This is a genomic window from Tessaracoccus sp. MC1627 (assembly GCF_014164725.1).
Lineage (GTDB): Bacteria > Actinomycetota > Actinomycetes > Propionibacteriales > Propionibacteriaceae > Arachnia.
Genome location: NZ_JACJGA010000002.1, coordinates 451617 through 466455, shown reverse-complemented (window position 1 = coordinate 466455; position 14839 = coordinate 451617). Strand labels below are relative to the sequence as shown.

General features: G+C 69.8%; 17 protein-coding genes and 4 tRNA genes. 3 read left to right on the top strand and 18 right to left on the bottom strand.

Annotated elements, in window-relative coordinates; all coding sequences use genetic code 11:
* Positions 1–67: 67 nt before the first annotated feature.
* The 6 genes from rplK to H5399_RS07285 all read right to left on the bottom strand — a co-directional run bounded on the left by rplK (position 68) and on the right by H5399_RS07285 (position 5932).
* A complete protein-coding gene (gene rplK / locus H5399_RS07310) occupies positions 68–496 on the bottom strand; it encodes a 50S ribosomal protein L11 (RefSeq protein ID WP_182782347.1) in 429 nt (142 codons plus the stop codon).
* A 56-nt stretch (positions 497–552) separates the two neighbouring features.
* Complete coding sequence (gene nusG, locus H5399_RS07305; RefSeq protein WP_182782346.1) at positions 553–1353, bottom strand: transcription termination/antitermination protein NusG; 801 nt, start codon at positions 1351–1353, stop codon at positions 553–555.
* Positions 1350–1877, bottom strand: a complete 528-nt coding sequence (gene secE, locus H5399_RS18485) for a preprotein translocase subunit SecE (protein ID WP_370585706.1) — start codon at positions 1875–1877, stop codon at positions 1350–1352. Before secE ends, nusG begins: the two co-directional genes overlap by 4 nt.
* A 259-nt stretch (positions 1878–2136) precedes the next feature.
* Positions 2137–2209, bottom strand: a tRNA-Trp gene (locus H5399_RS07295).
* 112 nt (positions 2210–2321) lie between these two features.
* On the bottom strand, positions 2322–4148 hold the full coding sequence (locus tag H5399_RS07290; RefSeq protein ID WP_182782345.1) for an ABC transporter ATP-binding protein: 1827 nt from the start codon (positions 4146–4148) through the stop codon (positions 2322–2324).
* Complete coding sequence (locus H5399_RS07285) at positions 4145–5932, bottom strand: ABC transporter ATP-binding protein (RefSeq protein WP_182782344.1); 1788 nt, start codon at positions 5930–5932, stop codon at positions 4145–4147. Before H5399_RS07285 ends, H5399_RS07290 begins: the two co-directional genes overlap by 4 nt.
* 53 nt (positions 5933–5985) lie before the next feature.
* On the opposite strand from H5399_RS07285, the gene H5399_RS07280 reads away from it, so the two are divergent.
* Entirely contained in the window at positions 5986–7164 is a 1179-nt protein-coding gene (locus H5399_RS07280) for a M20 family metallopeptidase (RefSeq protein WP_182782343.1), read from the top strand.
* A gap of 26 nt (positions 7165–7190) precedes the next feature.
* Here H5399_RS07280 and H5399_RS07275 read toward each other — a convergent pair whose 3' ends face one another.
* The 8 genes from H5399_RS07275 to H5399_RS07240 all read right to left on the bottom strand — a co-directional run bounded on the left by H5399_RS07275 (position 7191) and on the right by H5399_RS07240 (position 10511).
* Positions 7191–8255: a UDP-N-acetylmuramate dehydrogenase gene (locus H5399_RS07275; protein ID WP_370585719.1), complete on the bottom strand. Its 1065-nt coding sequence runs from the start codon at positions 8253–8255 to the stop codon at positions 7191–7193.
* A gap of 7 nt (positions 8256–8262) precedes the next feature.
* Positions 8263–8670, bottom strand: coding sequence for a MaoC/PaaZ C-terminal domain-containing protein (locus tag H5399_RS07270; protein WP_182782342.1), 408 nt, complete (start codon positions 8668–8670; stop codon positions 8263–8265).
* Positions 8663–9088: a MaoC family dehydratase N-terminal domain-containing protein gene (locus tag H5399_RS07265; protein WP_182782341.1), complete on the bottom strand. Its 426-nt coding sequence runs from the start codon at positions 9086–9088 to the stop codon at positions 8663–8665. The genes H5399_RS07270 and H5399_RS07265 overlap by 8 nt, the downstream gene beginning before the upstream one ends.
* Positions 9089–9177: 89 nt before the next feature.
* Positions 9178–9348 (bottom strand): 50S ribosomal protein L33, encoded by a 171-nt coding sequence (gene rpmG, locus H5399_RS07260; RefSeq protein ID WP_182782340.1) that lies wholly within the window; start codon positions 9346–9348, stop codon positions 9178–9180.
* Between the two features lie 51 nt (positions 9349–9399).
* A tRNA-Met gene (locus tag H5399_RS07255) sits at positions 9400–9472 on the bottom strand.
* Positions 9473–9505: 33 nt separating this feature from the next.
* Positions 9506–9578: transfer RNA gene (locus tag H5399_RS07250), tRNA-Thr, on the bottom strand.
* Positions 9579–9654: 76 nt separating this feature from the next.
* The gene (gene deoD / locus H5399_RS07245; protein ID WP_182782339.1) at positions 9655–10365 is read right to left on the bottom strand and encodes a purine-nucleoside phosphorylase; all 711 of its coding nucleotides are present in this window, start codon (positions 10363–10365) and stop codon (positions 9655–9657) included.
* Between the two features lie 64 nt (positions 10366–10429).
* Positions 10430–10511 (bottom strand) — tRNA-Tyr (locus tag H5399_RS07240).
* Positions 10512–10658: 147 nt separating this feature from the next.
* On the opposite strand from H5399_RS07240, the gene H5399_RS07235 reads away from it, so the two are divergent.
* Complete coding sequence (locus tag H5399_RS07235) at positions 10659–11150, top strand: YajQ family cyclic di-GMP-binding protein (protein ID WP_182782338.1); 492 nt, start codon at positions 10659–10661, stop codon at positions 11148–11150.
* A gap of 19 nt (positions 11151–11169) precedes the next feature.
* Positions 11170–12072 carry an exodeoxyribonuclease III gene (locus tag H5399_RS07230; protein ID WP_182782504.1) on the top strand — a complete coding sequence of 301 codons (903 nt, stop codon included), beginning with the start codon at positions 11170–11172 and terminating at the stop codon, positions 12070–12072.
* Here the strand turns inward: H5399_RS07230 and mptB are convergent.
* The 4 genes from mptB to H5399_RS07210 are packed head-to-tail and all read right to left on the bottom strand — an operon-like array spanning position 12062 to position 14813.
* Positions 12062–13540: a polyprenol phosphomannose-dependent alpha 1,6 mannosyltransferase MptB gene (mptB, locus tag H5399_RS07225; RefSeq protein ID WP_182782337.1), complete on the bottom strand. Its 1479-nt coding sequence runs from the start codon at positions 13538–13540 to the stop codon at positions 12062–12064. The genes H5399_RS07230 and mptB overlap by 11 nt on opposite strands.
* On the bottom strand, positions 13533–13859 hold the full coding sequence (locus H5399_RS07220) for a 4Fe-4S binding protein (RefSeq protein ID WP_182782336.1): 327 nt from the start codon (positions 13857–13859) through the stop codon (positions 13533–13535). The genes mptB and H5399_RS07220 overlap by 8 nt, the downstream gene beginning before the upstream one ends.
* Positions 13856–14377, bottom strand: a complete 522-nt coding sequence (locus H5399_RS07215; RefSeq protein ID WP_182782335.1) for an NADH-quinone oxidoreductase subunit C — start codon at positions 14375–14377, stop codon at positions 13856–13858. The genes H5399_RS07220 and H5399_RS07215 overlap by 4 nt, the downstream gene beginning before the upstream one ends.
* A 31-nt stretch (positions 14378–14408) precedes the next feature.
* On the bottom strand, positions 14409–14813 hold the full coding sequence (locus tag H5399_RS07210) for an NADH-quinone oxidoreductase subunit B (protein WP_255422100.1): 405 nt from the start codon (positions 14811–14813) through the stop codon (positions 14409–14411).
* Positions 14814–14839: the final 26 nt, after the last annotated feature.

Sequence of the window (14839 nt, the reverse complement as noted above, 5' to 3'; positions counted from 1 at the left end):
TGGGGCCGGTCGACCAGTTCTGGTGTGGGGAGCACTCCCCTGCCAGGGTTTGTGTGTGGGTGGCAGATCAGTCGACGGTGACGCCCATGGAGCGGGCGGTGCCTTCCACGATCTTCATGGCGGCCTCGACGTCGTTTGCGTTGAGGTCCGGCAGCTTGGTGGTGGCGATCTCGCGGACCTGGTCCTTGGTGATCTTCGCCACCTTGGTGGTGAGCGGGTTCGCGGAACCACTCTTGATCCCGGCGGCCTTCTTGATCAGCTCGGCGGCGGGCGGCGTCTTCGTGATGAAGGTGAACGTGCGGTCCTCGTAGATGGTGATCTCGACGGGGATGACGTTGCCGCGCTGGGACTCCGTGGCGGCGTTGTACGCCTTCACGAACTCCATGATGTTGACGCCGTGCGGACCGAGGGCGGTACCGACCGGAGGTGCGGGCGTGGCAGAGCCAGCCTGCAGGGCGACCTTGACGAGGGCCGCTACCTTCTTCTTGGGAGGCATGGGGGTCCTTTACCTATGTGGATGGATGAGCCCGCGAGCGGGCGCAACGCACAATCTTAGACGACTTTCTCGACCTGCTTGAACTCGAGGTCGACGGGGGTCTCACGCCCGAGGATCTCGACCAGCGCGATGATCCGCTGGTTGTTCGGATTGATCTCGGTGATCGTGGCGTGCACACCCGTGAAGGGGCCGTCGGTCACCATGACGGAGTCGCCGACTGCAAAGTCGACAACTTCGACCTTCTTCCTCCGCGCCACCGCCGCGCCCGCCTGGGCGGCGTTCACGGTGGCGATGACGGAGGGAGTCAGCATATTGAGGACCTCGTCGATCGAGAGCGCCACCGGCTGCTGTCCGTGGCCGACGAAGCCGGTGACCGACGGGGTCTGACGCACGACGCTCCACGAGTCGTCGGTCAGCTCCATCCGGATGAGGACGTAGCCCGGCAGGACGCACCGTGTAACGGTCTTGCGTGCGTTGTTGCGGATCTCGACGACCTCTTCGGTGGGCACGACCGTCTCGAAGATGTACTCCTCCATGTTGAGGCTCTGCGCACGGGAGTCCACGTTCTGCTTGACGCGGTTCTCCATGCCGGAGTACGTGTGGATGACGTACCACTCGCCGTACTTCGACTCGAGCTCGGCGCGCAGCTCGCTGAGCGCGACCGCCAGGGCGTCGTCGGCGGCGGCGTCCCCGTCCGGGTCCTCCGACGGCTCGTCGGCCAACAGGACGGGTTCTTCCTCGGCCTCGACGTCCTCGGCGAACCCGCCGAGGTCGATCTCCACCTCGTCGGAGGCCGTCTCCTCGGGGCCGCCGAGGTCGATCTCGAAGTCGAGGTCGGAATTGTCAGAATCTGTCATGCGTTGCTCCCAAAGATCTGCAGAAGAAACCAGCCGAACGCGAGGTCCAGCAGTCCCACGATGAGGATCATGATGAGCACGAAGACGAGCACCGCGCCGAACATGGTCACCAGTTGCGGCCAGGTGGGCCACACCACTTTCTTGAGCTCCCCGGCGGACTGCCGGACGAACTCGGCCGGGTTGCCGGCCCGGTAGGGGTCTTCATCCTCGGCCAACGCGGCGTTCCGCTTGCGGGTGGGGGCGTCCTTGCGAACCGGCGCCTTGGCGGTGCGCCGCTGGATGACCGGCGTCTGTGAGGCCTCCGGGTCCGCCGCGAACTCGCGTTCGTGCTCCGAGATCACCTCGTCATCAGAGGGCGCCGGCCCCTGGCCGAGCGTCACGTCCTCGTCCGCGGCGATAGCCGCGGCTTCCGCCTCTGCGAGCGCCTCCCCGTCGGAGACGACCTCGTCGGCGTCGAGCGCATCAGGGCCCCCGGACACGACTTCCTCGTTGTCCGGTTCCGCGTCGTGCGACTTGTCGCTCACCGCTGGACTTCCCTTCGCTCTAACAAACAAAATGCCTCACCGACAACGCGTGTCGGTAGGCGTGCGAGGCGACCTGAATCGATGGCTGCCTGGGGGAATCACTGATCAATCATGTTCTGGCTGCGGCGCACCGGACCGGGCGATCTGGCACCCCTCCATCTGGATATGGACGTCAAGTCCACGCACCAGATGTAGTGGCACCACCTCATCCCGTCCGGCGCGTCCTCGCCGAGAACAGCATTGATCAGTGGTTCCCCAGCAGGGCAGGAGGGACTCGAACCCCCAACCTGCGGTTTTGGAGACCGCTGCTCTGCCAATTGAGCTACTACCCTGTGACGGTTCACCCACCTGGACGGAGGGTGCATTTGAGCACGCTTCGACCTTGGCAACTTAAACCGGCCTGCCCCACTATATGCGCTTTGGCATCGGGACGCGAACCAGCCGTCACGCCAACGACGCCATCCAGGCGCGGTGCAGGTCCGCGTAGCGACCCTCGCCGCCCACCAGCTCAGAGGGCTCCCCGTCCTCGACCACCCTCCCGTGCTGGAGGACCAGCACGCGGTCTGCGATCTCCACCGTCGAGAGGCGGTGGGCGATGATGATCGCCGTCCGATCGGCCAGGATGGTTCCGAGCGCCCGCTGCACGAGCCGCTCGGTGGGCACGTCCAGCGACGACGTTGCCTCATCGAGGATGAGGACCCGCGGGTCGGCGAGGACCACCCGCGCGAACGCGACCAGCTGCCGCTGCCCAGCCGAGAGCCGCGAGCCGCGCTTGCCCGTGTCCGTGTCGTAGCCCGCCGCCATGTCCTGGATGAACGTGTGCGCCCCCACGGCCCGGGCTGCGGCCACGACCTCCTCCCGCGTGGCGTCCGGGCGGCCGAAGGCGATGTTGTCTGCCACAGAGCCCGCGAAGATGAAGTTCTCCTGCGTCAGGAGCGTCACGTGCCGGCGCAGCGTGACGTCGTCGAGCGCCCGCAGGTCCACCCCGTCGAGGGTCACGACGCCCGCCTGGGGGTCGTAGAAGCGTGCGATCAGCTTGGCGATGGTGGTCTTGCCTGCGCCCGTGGTGCCGACGAGTGCCACCGTCTGCCCGGCCGGGATGGCGAGGGTCAGGCCGGGCAACACCGTGGCGCCCTCGATGTAGGAGAAGTCCACGCCGTCGAAGGCCACCTCGCCGCGCGCCTCGGGCATCGGCACCGGATGCTCGGGGTCCCGCACGTCAGGCTCCTCGGCCATCACGCTGGAGACCTTCTCCAGCGCGGTCAACGCCGACTGGAGGGACGAGATGAACTGGCCGAGGTCCTGCATGGGATCGAAGAACATGCGGACGTAGAGCACGAACGCGGCCAGCGTCCCGACGGTCAGCTCGTCGGCGAGGGCCATGTAGCCGCCCACCGTCACCACCACGACCACGCCGACGTGCCCGACGAACTGGATGCCGGGCATGGCGCGGGCGAACACGCGCAGCGCAGTGGTGTTGGCGTCGCGGTACTGCAGCGCGACGGCCTCGAAGATCTCCCGCGACCGCGGCTCCCGACGGAACGCCTGGACGGCCTTGATCCCGGTCATCGTCTCGATGAACTGGACGATGACCACCGCCGACAGGGTCCGGACGTGCCGGAACGCCCGGGTGGAGGCCTTGGCGAACCACCGCATGATCAGCCACAGGAGCGGATAGGTGGCGAACGCCACCAGCGCGAGCCGCCAATCCAGCAGCAGCAGGATGACGGTGGAGCCGACGATGGTGAGCAGCGCCGCCACGACGACGTCCAGGCCCTGGAGGACCAGTTCCTGCACGGCCTCCACGTCGCTCGTCATCCTCGACACGGCGCGACCGGAGGTGTACCGGTCGTGGAAGCCCACGCTCAGGCGCTGGAACTTCGCGTACAGCCTCCGGCGAAGCGTGAGCAGGAGCTCGTTGCCGATCACGCCGGACTTCCGCAGGAAGAACGCGCGGGAGGTCACCTGAACGACGATGGCTCCGATCATCACGCCCAACAGCGTGAGGAGGGTGGATGATTCACCCCCCTGCATCGCGGGGATCCCATCGTCCAGCACGCGCTGCACGATGATGGGAACGACGAGACGGGCCATGGATTCCAGCACCACCACGACGATCAGCACCGCGCCCCAGCGCCGGTACGGGCGGACCAGATCCGCGAGCAGCCGGCGGCTCGCGGGCCGCAGCGCCACCGTCGAGTCCGACTCCTCGGCGATGTCCTGCTTGACCCCGCGCCAGTCCTCGAGTGCCGTGTCCTGGGTGTCGCTCATCGGGCCACCTCCTCTGCCAGTTCGGGCTCGATGCTGTAGTCGGCCGACAGCAGCTCGCGGTACTCGGGGACAGTGGCCAGGAGCTCCTGGTGCGTGCCGACATGGGCGATCCGACCCTCCACCAACATCGCGACGCGGTCGGCGATGAGCACCGTGGATGCGCGGTGGGCCACGACAACCCCGGTGACGCCGGTGAGGGTGGAGGTGAGGGCGGCCTCGACCTCCGCCTCCGTGTGGATATCCAGCGCGCTCAGGGTGTCGTCGAGGACGAGGACCTTGGGCCGGACAAGGATGGCGCGCGCCAGGGCGAGCCGCTGCCGCTGCCCTCCGGACAGGCTGAGCCCCTGCTCCCCCAGCCTGGTCTCCAGGCCCCACGGCAGGTCGTAGACGAACTCGGCGGAGGCCACCCGCACCGCGTCGGCGATGTCGTCAGCGGTGGCCTCGGGGCGGCCGAGGGTGAGGTTCTCGCGTGCCGACATCGAGAACAGGATGGGGTCCTCGAAGGCGGTGGCCACCAGGGAGCGCAGCTGGGTGAGCTCCAGCTCGCGGATGTCGACCCCGTCGAGCAGGATGGCGCCGCCGGTCACGTCCTGGAGGCGCGGGATGAGGGAGACGATGGTGGACTTGCCCGACCCAGTTCCGCCCACCAGGGCCACCGTCTCGCCAGGGGCGATGTCGAGGGTGACGCCTGAGAGGGTCGGGGTGTCCGAGTCGTCGAACCTGAAGGAGACGTCCCGCAGGCCGAGCGCGCCGCGTGGGTTCTCCAGGCGGCGGGTGCCGGAGACGATGGTGACGGGGGCGTCGAAGACCTCGCAGACGCGGTCCGCGGCGGTCTGGGCCTCCCGCATGAAGGACAGCAGGAAGCCGAGTGATCCGACGGGCCAGGCCAGCGACAGCAGCAGGGTCACGAACGCCACCACCTCGCCGAGCGTGAGGAGACCCTGCGCCGAGGCGACGGCGGCGCCACCGAGCACCATCACCAGCAGCACCGACGGGAACACCTCGAGCAGCGTCCACAACACCGAGGCGAGGCGCATGCGACGGACACCGGAGTCCCGAAGCAGGACGGCCCGACGGTCGAAGCCGCGGAACGCGAAGGGGACCCGCCCGAAGGACCGGATCACGCGGACGCCGTGCAGCGCCTCCTCGGCCGTGGACGCGACGTCGCCCGTGCGGTCCTGCACCTCCCGCGACACCAGGCCGAAGCGATGGACCAGCGAGGTGGTCACCGCCACCACGGGGAGCACGGTGACCAGCACAGCCACGCCCAACGGCCAGTGCATGGCCACCATGATGGACACCACCACGACGATCTGCACGGTGTTCATCAGCAGCATGAGGACGCCGAAGGACATGAACCGTCTGAGCAGCCCGAGGTCGCTCATGATCCGCGAGAGCAGCTGGCCCGACTCCCACCGCTTGTGGAAGCCGAGTTGGAGCGCCTGGAGCTTGTCGAACAGGTCCAGCCGGAGGTTGGCCTCCAGCGCCGACGTGGCGCGCGTCATCATCCACCGACGCAGCAGGTTGACCCCCGCGTCGACCGCCCCGGCCACCAGGATCAGCATCGCGTAGAGCGCCACCCCCCAGCCGTCGCGGCCCGCGATGGGCCCGTCGACGATGCGACCGAGCAGGAGGGGGATGAACACCGCCATCGCCACGCCCAGCGGAGCCAACGCCAGGGCGAGCGCGAACTGCCGCCAGAACGGGCGCAGGTAGGGAAACAGCCGCAGCAGACTGGAGCGCCGGGGCGCGGCGGGACGAAGGGTGGTGGGGGGCTGGGGCACCACGACAGGCTACTCCGGTCCCGATCAAGGGTTCCCGACTAGACTCCGTGGCTATGACATCGCCCCTGCTCAGCGCCCTCGTCGAGGGCATCGATCGGGCACTCCCGGACGCGGCGGCGCTGCGCCGCGCCATTCACGCCGAGCCTCATCTGAGCGGCGAGGAGGAACCCACCCGCGACACTTTCGTGCGCGCCGCGGAGTGGACGTACTGGACCCACGTGGCCCACACCGGGGCATGGGCGCGGCTGGGCCCTCCCGGCCCTTCCATCGGGCTCCGCGCCGAGCTCGACGCGCTGCCGGTCACGGAATCAACGGGGATCGAGTGGGAGTCACGCAGGCCAGGCGTCATGCACGCCTGCGGGCACGACGTGCATCTCGGCGCCCTGTGGGCCCTGATCACCGCGGCACGCGGCCTGGAGCTTCCGGTCGGCATGGTGCCCATCCTGCAACCGCGCGAGGAAATCACTCCCCCGGGCGCGAGCGACGTGGTGGCCTCCGGCCTGCTCGACGACCAGGAGGTCGAGGCCATGGTCGGGGTCCACGTCCAGCCTGAAGTGGACCGCGGCGTCGTGTCCACCGGCGCCGGCGCCGTCAACGCCGCCTACGACGAGTTCGAGATCGTGGTGCGCGGGCGGCCCGGCCACGGGGCCTATCCGCACGTGGCCATCGACCCCATCACCACGCTGGCCAGCATCGTGACGGCCGTCTCAGGCCTCCCGAACCGGATCATCGATCCCACGCACCCCACGGTCGTGTCGATCGGCCAGATCTCCGGCGGGACGGCCCCCAACATCATCGCCGACGAGGCCCGCTGCCGCGGCACCATCCGCACCTACTCCGACGAGGATCGGGCCCTGCTGCACGAGGCCATCGCCCGGACCGCCGACGCGGTGGCGCTCGCCCGGGGCGCGGCCGCGGCCACCCGCTTCGTGCACGGCGGGCCGGCGCTGGTCAACGATCCCGGGCTGGTGCGGCGGCTGGATCCCACCCTCTCTTCGCTGGGGATCACGGTGGCGGAGACGCCGTTCCGGTCCTGCGGCTCGGATGACTTCGGGGAGTACGGCCTGGCCACCGCCTCGGTGATGTGCTTCATCGGCACCGGCCGGGTCGACGGCGTGGGGCTGCACCATGGCGCCTTCCTCCCGGGCCGCGACGCGCTGAGGTTGGCGGCGCACACCCTGGCGGCCGGCTATGTGGCCGCCGCCGAGACGGTGCTGGGGCGGCGCGACTGACCCGCGCCCCGCTCATCCCCGCGGAGTCAGAGGCTGACGCCCACGAGGTTGACCTCCGGCACCAGGCGCACCCCGAAGCGGGCCTCCACCCCATCCCTGACCTCTCTGGCCAGCGCCACCAGGTCCGCGGCCGTGGCGCCCCCGCGGTTGGTGAGGGCGAGCACGTGCTTGCCCGACAGCGCCGCGCGGGGCCCGCCGTGCCCCCTCCCGAACCCGGAGTGCTGGATCAGCCAGGCGGCGCTGGTCTTCACGTCCTGGCCCGAGGCGAAGCGGGGCGCGTCGGCGGGCAGCGCGGCCGCCTCGTCGGGGGTCAGGATGGGATTGGTGAAGAAGGAACCCGCGCTCCAGGTGTCATGATCCGCCGGATCGAGCACCATGCCCTTGCCGCGCCTGACGGCGAGCACGGCGTCGCGGACCTCCCCCGCGGGCACCCTCCGGCCCACATCCGTGCCCAGGCGGGCGGCCAGCTCGGGGTAGGCGATCGGTGCGCCGAGCGACCCGAGGGGGAGTTGGAACCCCACGTCGAGCACCACATAGCGGCCCGGCTCTCGCTTGAACCGGGAGGACCGGTACGCGAACCCGCACTCGGTGAGCGGAAACGTGCGCTGGGTGCGGTCGTGGCGATCCCAGGTGCGCACCGAGGTGATCGTATGAGAGACGTCCGAACCGTAGGCGCCCACGTTCTGGATGGGGGTCGCGCCCACGCTGCCGGGGATCCCCGAGAGCGTCTCCAGGCCGCTCCACTCCTGCTCGACGGCGTAGGCCACCACGTCGTCCCAGTTCTCGCCCGCCGCGACCCGCACCGCCGCGCCACCGCAGGTGGACACGTCGGCGTCCAGCCCCGCGAGGGCCACCCGCACCACTGTGCCGGGGAAGCCGTCGTCGGAGATCAGCAGGTTCGAGCCGCCGCCGAGGATGAGCAGCGGCTCGGCCGCCTCGTCGCACTCGGTGACCAGGTCGATGAGATCGCGCTCGGTCTCGGCCACCTCGAAGCGTCTGGCCCGGCCACCCACCCGCAGCGTGGTGTGGTCCGCCAGCAGGGCTGAGTTCGCCACGCGTGGTGCGCCCGTGTCCACCGAGAGCCGGTCGATGCGGCACTCAGTCAACGCGCACCTCGGCCTTGGCCGCCCCCAGCACGGCGTCCTCGCCGCAGGTGGCGGTGATGGCGACGGTGGCCACGCCGTCGCTCAGGTGCGTGACTGTCGCGGTGTAGGTCACCTCGGTGCCCTCATCGGTGTCCGGGACGACGACGGGGCGCGTGAAGCGGACGAAGTAGCTGAGCACCCGGGCGGGATCCTCCGCCCAGTCGGTGACGATCTTCAGCCCCGCGCCCATGGTCCACATTCCGTGGGCCACCACGCCGGGCAGACCGATGGCGCGGGCGTGCCGGTCCGAGAAGTGGATCTCGTTGAAGTCCGTGGAGGCGCCCGAGTAGCGCACCACGGTGGAGCGGGTGACGGGGACCCGGAGCTCCGGCAGCTGCTGGCCGACGGTGGCGTCAGGCATGGTCGTCCTCCCGGGTGTGCATGAGGGTGGAGCGGGCCTCGCAGACGGTGGCCCCGTCGACGGCGAGGTCCACCAGGACCGTGATCATGTCCAGCTGGCCCCGGTTGCGCACCTTCTCGATGCTCAGCTCCGCGACGACGACGTCTCCCGGGCGCAGGGGGCGGTGGAAGGTGAAGCTCTGGTCGGTGTGCATGGTGCGGTTGAGCGCCAGGCCCAGCTCCTCGTCGCCGAAGAGGGCTCCCCAGGCCTGGGCCGCGATCACGGCGGCGAAGGTGGGCGGGGCGATGGGGTGTTCGCCCCGGTAGGCGGGATTCTCGTCGCGCAGCGCCTCGGCGAACTCGCCGATCTTGGCGTGGCTGATCACATACGGCGGGGCGGCGGGGTAGCGGCGCCCGACGTGTTCGGCGGTGATGGGCATGGGCGCAAGGCTACAACGGCGGAGCGGGGATGAAACAGACCGGCCACCCCTGCGAGAGGGGTGGCCGGTCCGGTGGAGCGGGGGCGTGTTCAGCGGGTCTCGCGGTGCGCCTTGTGGGTGCGGCAACGCGGGCAGAACTTCTTGATCTCGAGACGATCGGGATCGTTTCGACGGTTCTTCTTGGTGATGTAGTTGCGCTCCTTGCACTCGGTGCACGCGAGCGTGATCTTCGGACGAACGTCCTGACTCTTCTTGGCCATGATCAGATTCCTTAGCTAGCTTCGCGCGGTGCGCTGGTGTGGCGGTATCGGTGACGAGGGCGGGATTCGAACCCGCGACACAGCGATTATGAGCCGCTTGCTCTACCGACTGAGCTACCCCGTCAGAGTTCCCCCCTGGTGGTGCAGGAGGGAACCGAGCCCCCATGCGGAATCGAACCGCAGACCTTCTCCTTACCATGGAGACGCTCTACCTACTGAGCTATAGGGGCCAGCCGACGACCAACCATACATGGGCCGCGACGATCACCACAAATCGCGTCCGCGTCGCCGTGACTCCGCGGCCGATCAGGCCTTGAGGGCCGCCACCGCGACCTCCAAGGCCCCCTCGAACAGCGTCTCGCGTTCCTCTGCGGAGAGGTCCGACGAGCCGTCCTTCAGGTGGTCCGAGACGGTCAGCACCGCGAGCGCCTCCGCGTTGTTGGCCAGGGCACAGGCGTAGAGACCCGCGGCCTCCATCTCGACGCCCAGGGCGCCCAGGCGGTCGAGGCCCGGGATGATGTCCGTGCGCGAGGAGTAGAAGAAGTCGCTGGTGAACACGGCCCCGACGTGCACCGGCCGGCCCGAGGCGCGGGCAGACTCGACGGCGCCGCGCAGCATGTCGTAGGACGCCGCCAGCGAGAGGCTCACCCCGGGGATGTCGAGCGTGGCCACCGCGGAATTGGTGTGTGCCGCCGAGGCGACGATGACGTCCTTGACCGCGACCTTGGACGAGATGCCCCCGCAGGTCCCGACGCGGCAGATCCGCTGCACGCCGAACTGGGAGAAGAGCTCGGTGGCGTAGATCGACAGCGACGGGACGCCCATCCCGGAGGCCATCGCCGTCATCGGCACGCCGTCGACGGTGCCCGTCCAGGCCGCGATGCCGCGCACGTCGGAGACAAGGCGCACGTCCTGCATGCGGGTCCTGGCGATCCGCTCGGCCCGCTTCGGATCTCCGGGCATGATCACCAGTGGGGCGATGTCGCCGGGCTCGCAGGCGATGTGTGGGGTGGCCATCGTCGGCCCCTCTCTCAGGATGAAAACGAAACTAGGCCCCGTACCAATCCGGTCCGAGGCCTAGTGGCAGGTGTTGGATTTGAACCAACGTAGGCTACGCCGACGGTTTTACAGACCGCTCCCTTTGGCCACTCGGGCAACCTGCCATGCCGGGCATCCCGGCGACGCACGAGCTTAGCAGCGCCCGGGCCCCATCGCCAACGCACCCCCGCCGTGCAGGTGGCGCCCCCGCCCCCAGGCGGGCTGGCACAATGGGGCCCAACCACCCCGAGACTCACCGCAGGAGGCCACCCATGGCTGCAGACAGCTCATTCGACGTCGTCAGCAAGGTCGACCGACAGGAGGTCGACAACGCGCTCAACCAGGCGGTCAAGGAGGTCGGCCAGCGGTTCGACTTCAAGAACACCGAGGCCAAGATCGCCTGGTCCGGCGAGAACATCGAGATGGAGGCGGTCTCCGAGGAGCGCGTCAAGGCGGTCCTCGACGTGTTCCAGTCCAAGCTGGTCCGCCGCGGCGTCAGCCTCAAGGCCCTGGACGCCGGCGACCCGCGCCCCTCCGGAAAGATCTGGAAGATCACCGCCACCACCAAGCAGGGCATCACCACCGAGAACGCGAAGAAGATCTCCAAGCTGCTGCGCGACGAGGGCCCCAACGGCGTCAAGTGCCAGATCCAGGGCGAGGAGCTGCGCATCTCGTCGAAGAGCCGCGACGACCTCCAAGCCGTTCAGGCGATGATCAAGGAGCAGGACTACGACTTCGCGGTCCAGTACGTGAACTACCGCTGACGCGGTGCTGACCGACCCCATGCGCATCGGCACCCACAACGTCAACGGAATCCGTGCCGCCCTCCGGCGCGGCTTCCGCCCCTACTGGGACGCCACCGTCGCGGACGTCATCGCGCTGCAGGAGGTGCGCTGCCGCGTCGAGGACCTCCCGTTCGAGGCCTTCCACGGCTATCACGTGACCCTGGACCCCGGCCAGCGGGCCGGCCGCAACGGGGTCGCGGTGCTCACCAGGACCCGGCCGGCGCGCGTGCGCAGCCTCGACGGCACCGCCACCCAGTTCGGGCCGGACCTCAGCCCGGAGCCGGTGCCGGCCGTGCGGATCATCAACCGCGACCTCGCCAACTTCGCCACCGAGGGCCGCTACCTCGAGGTCGACCTGGCGGATGCGCCCCTGCGGGTGGCCTCGCTCTACCTCCCCAAGGGGGCCGCGTGGCCCCACGAGGAGGGCACCGAGGAGAAGTACCTGCGCAAGATGCGCTTCATGCGGGGGTTCGCCCGGCTGCTGACCACCTCCCGGCGCGAGGCGGCGGCCGAGGGCCGCGAGTTCCTCGTGATGGGCGACTTCAACATCGCCCACACCCGGCAGGACCTGCGCAACTGGCGCACCAACCAGAGGTCCGAGGGCTTCCTCCCCGAGGAGCGCGACTGGTTCGGCTCCATCCTCAGCCCCCGCAGCCTCGTCGACGTGGTGCGCCGCGTCCACCCGGAGGCGGAGGGCCCCTACAGCTGGTGGTCGTGGCGCGGCCAGGCCTGGGCCAACGACGCCGGGTGGCGGATCGACTACCACCTGGCCTCCCCCGGCCTGGCCCGCAGCGCGACGGCGGCCTGGGTGGGGCGCGAGGCCAGCTACGAGGAGCGGATCAGCGACCACTCCCCCGTCGTCGTCGACTACCGACTCCCGGAGCGGGCCTTCACACCGTGACGGTCTCCGCCTCGTCCATGGGCTGGCTCAGCTCGTGGGTGTGCATGATCCAGTAGCCGGCGGCGAACAGGATCAGCACCAGGGCCCACGCCCCGTTGCGCAGCCCGAAGGTCAACGCCCCGAAGCCGAGCAGCATCACCGTCATCACGATGGCCGCGCGCAGCATCTTCGACGAGGGGTGCGCCATCGGCAGCAGCACCGCCCCCCACAGCAGGTACCAGGAGTGCAGCGCGGGGGCGCACAGCGCGAACCACAGGAACGAGTAGGCGAGGAAGTGCAGCGGCCGGCGGCCGAGGTGCTGGTGGGCGAACACGGCGATTCCGATGAACGAGACCACTGCCCCGATGCCGCGCACGACGGTGACCACCGCGCGTCCGCTGGGGTCCCATCCGAGGGCGGTGGCCGGGTACTGCAGGGCGTGACCCAGCAGGGTGAACGGGGAGATGGTCTCGGCCATGCCGGGCACGTTGAGGGCGTTGATCCACCCGAAGCCCATCCCGGAGACCACGGAGATGAGCGCGAACACCGCCACCGCGAGGGCCAACGACGTCAAGGCCTTGGCGGCCGCCCACGCGACGTCGCGGGGCCGCCAGGAGGTCCACGGGGTGACCAGGAACGGGAGCGCGACGGCGGCCAGGAAGGCGGGCTGCTTGATGGCCGCGGCCGCGCCGACGATGAGCGCCCCGGCCCACCAGCGGCGGTACCGCATGGACACCCAGATGCCCAACAGCATCAACCCGACCATGAGGGCGTCGTTGTGGGCGCCACCGACGAAGTCGATGATCAGGATGGGGTTGAGGACCGCGAACCAACTGGCGGCCGACGGGTCCACGCCCACCCGCCTGGCGATCCGGGGCACCAGCGCACCGATCAGCAGCACGCCGATCAGCGCGGGCACCCGCATCAGGACGGCCGAGAGGAAGGGATCGAATCCGGCCAGGATCACGATGCCGTGGCTCATCCACAGCGACAACGGGCCGTAGGGCGCCGTCGTCTCCCGCCACACCCATGCCACCTGGTCCGCGTAGTAGCCGGGAAGAATCCCCGGGCCCACCTGATACGGGCTGAGGTTGTTGTGGATGAGCCAGCCGTGCGCGGCGTAGGAGTAGGCGTCGTGCGAGAAGATCGGGGGCCCGAACGCCAACGGGGCAGCCACGATGGCCAGCACCGCCCAATGCCGCAGCTGCGGATGCCCGGCCGCGCGCCGCCTGGCCGGCCGCAACCTGAACCATGCCTCCAGGAGCAGCGCGAGACCACCGAGGGTGGCGACGCTGCCGACGACCTTCGTGGTGTCCCCGTCGATGCCCAGGCCGCGCAGCACGTCCCACATCGGGGAGGCCTGCGGCAGGTACGCCGGGCTCAGCGAGCCGACCAGGATGCCGAGGCTGCCGAGAAAACCGAACCAGACGGCGCGCGTCGAGGCAGCCTGCTTCAGGTCCCGGGCCGCCGTCTCGAGGCCCCTAGCCAACGCCGTCCTGTCGGGGGGCGAGACGGTCGCGGTGGTGGACGAGGTCCACCAGACGGTCCGCGGACGGCACCCGCGCGCCTCCCCACTCGAGGGCGTCGGTGGGGCACTGCTCGATGCACACGCCGCAGTACATGCACAGCGCCCAGTCGATGGTGAACGTGTCCAGCACGTTGTGGGTCCGGGGCCGGGCGCCGGGCGCCGGCACCGACTGCTCGAGGTGGGAGGTGAGCGTGATGCACCAGGTGGGGCATTCGCGGGCGCAGATCATGCAGGAGGTGCACCGGTCCTCGATCAGGGCGATGGAGCCGTGGGCGGTCATCGCGTCCTCCTGACCCGGGCCCCCGTCGCCGACAGCGCGATGTCCGCGGCCGTGGCCTCCGGATCCGCCACGACGGCGGGGTCCGGGACGCCGGGGGGCACCAGCGCCCTTCGGCCGGGTGACTGCTCCGTCTCGCCCGGTTCCAGCGCGCCCGGCCAGTGCTGGGACTGCCGGGGGGCGAGCAGCACGTCCTTGCGCATCGGGGCGCCCCCGCCGTGATGGATCAGCGGCCGCTCGTCGGCCCCGTCGAAGCGCACGCCGAAGAAGTCATGGATCTGGCGCTGCAGCCAGGCGGCGCCGGGCAGGATGTCCGCGAGGTCCGGGAGGTGGGGGTCGTCGCGATCGGCCAGCACCGCCAGGCGCAGAGGGGCGCCGTCGTCGGGGTTCTCCAGCCAGAGCAGCACGCGGATGTGGTCCGAGTGGCCCACCTCGTCGACGGCGGTGAGGTTGGCCAGGAACGTGAACCCCTCGGACAGGGCCGCGGCCGCCCGGGAGTGCCAGTGTGCGGGCTCCACCATTTCCACCGCCCCAGCTCCCCGACGGGGCGGGTCAGGCTTGGGCGACGTCACGACGGATCCCCTCCAGGTATGACGTGAGTGCCTCCGGCGGGGGCGGGCAGCCGGCGATGAAGTGGTCCACCCGCACGAGCGACTCGGCTCCCGCGAGCACCGAGTACGAGTCCCAATAAGGTCCGCCGACGCAGGCGCATGCACCGAAGGCCACCACGGTCCTCTCGGCGGGAAGCCGGTCCAGCGTGTCCATGATGGCCGGGACGACAGGGGCGGTGAGGGTGCCGGACAGCGTCACCACCAGCTTGGCACCCGGCGGAATCGACGAGGCGTCCACCACGGCCCGGTCCCCGGCGGCGGCCTGCGTTTCGAGCGCGCAGCACGCCAACGGGACGTCCACGACGAACACCGAAGCATCGTCGAACCAGTCCCGGGCAGCCAGCATGAAGGAAGTCTAGTGGCGGCAGTTCA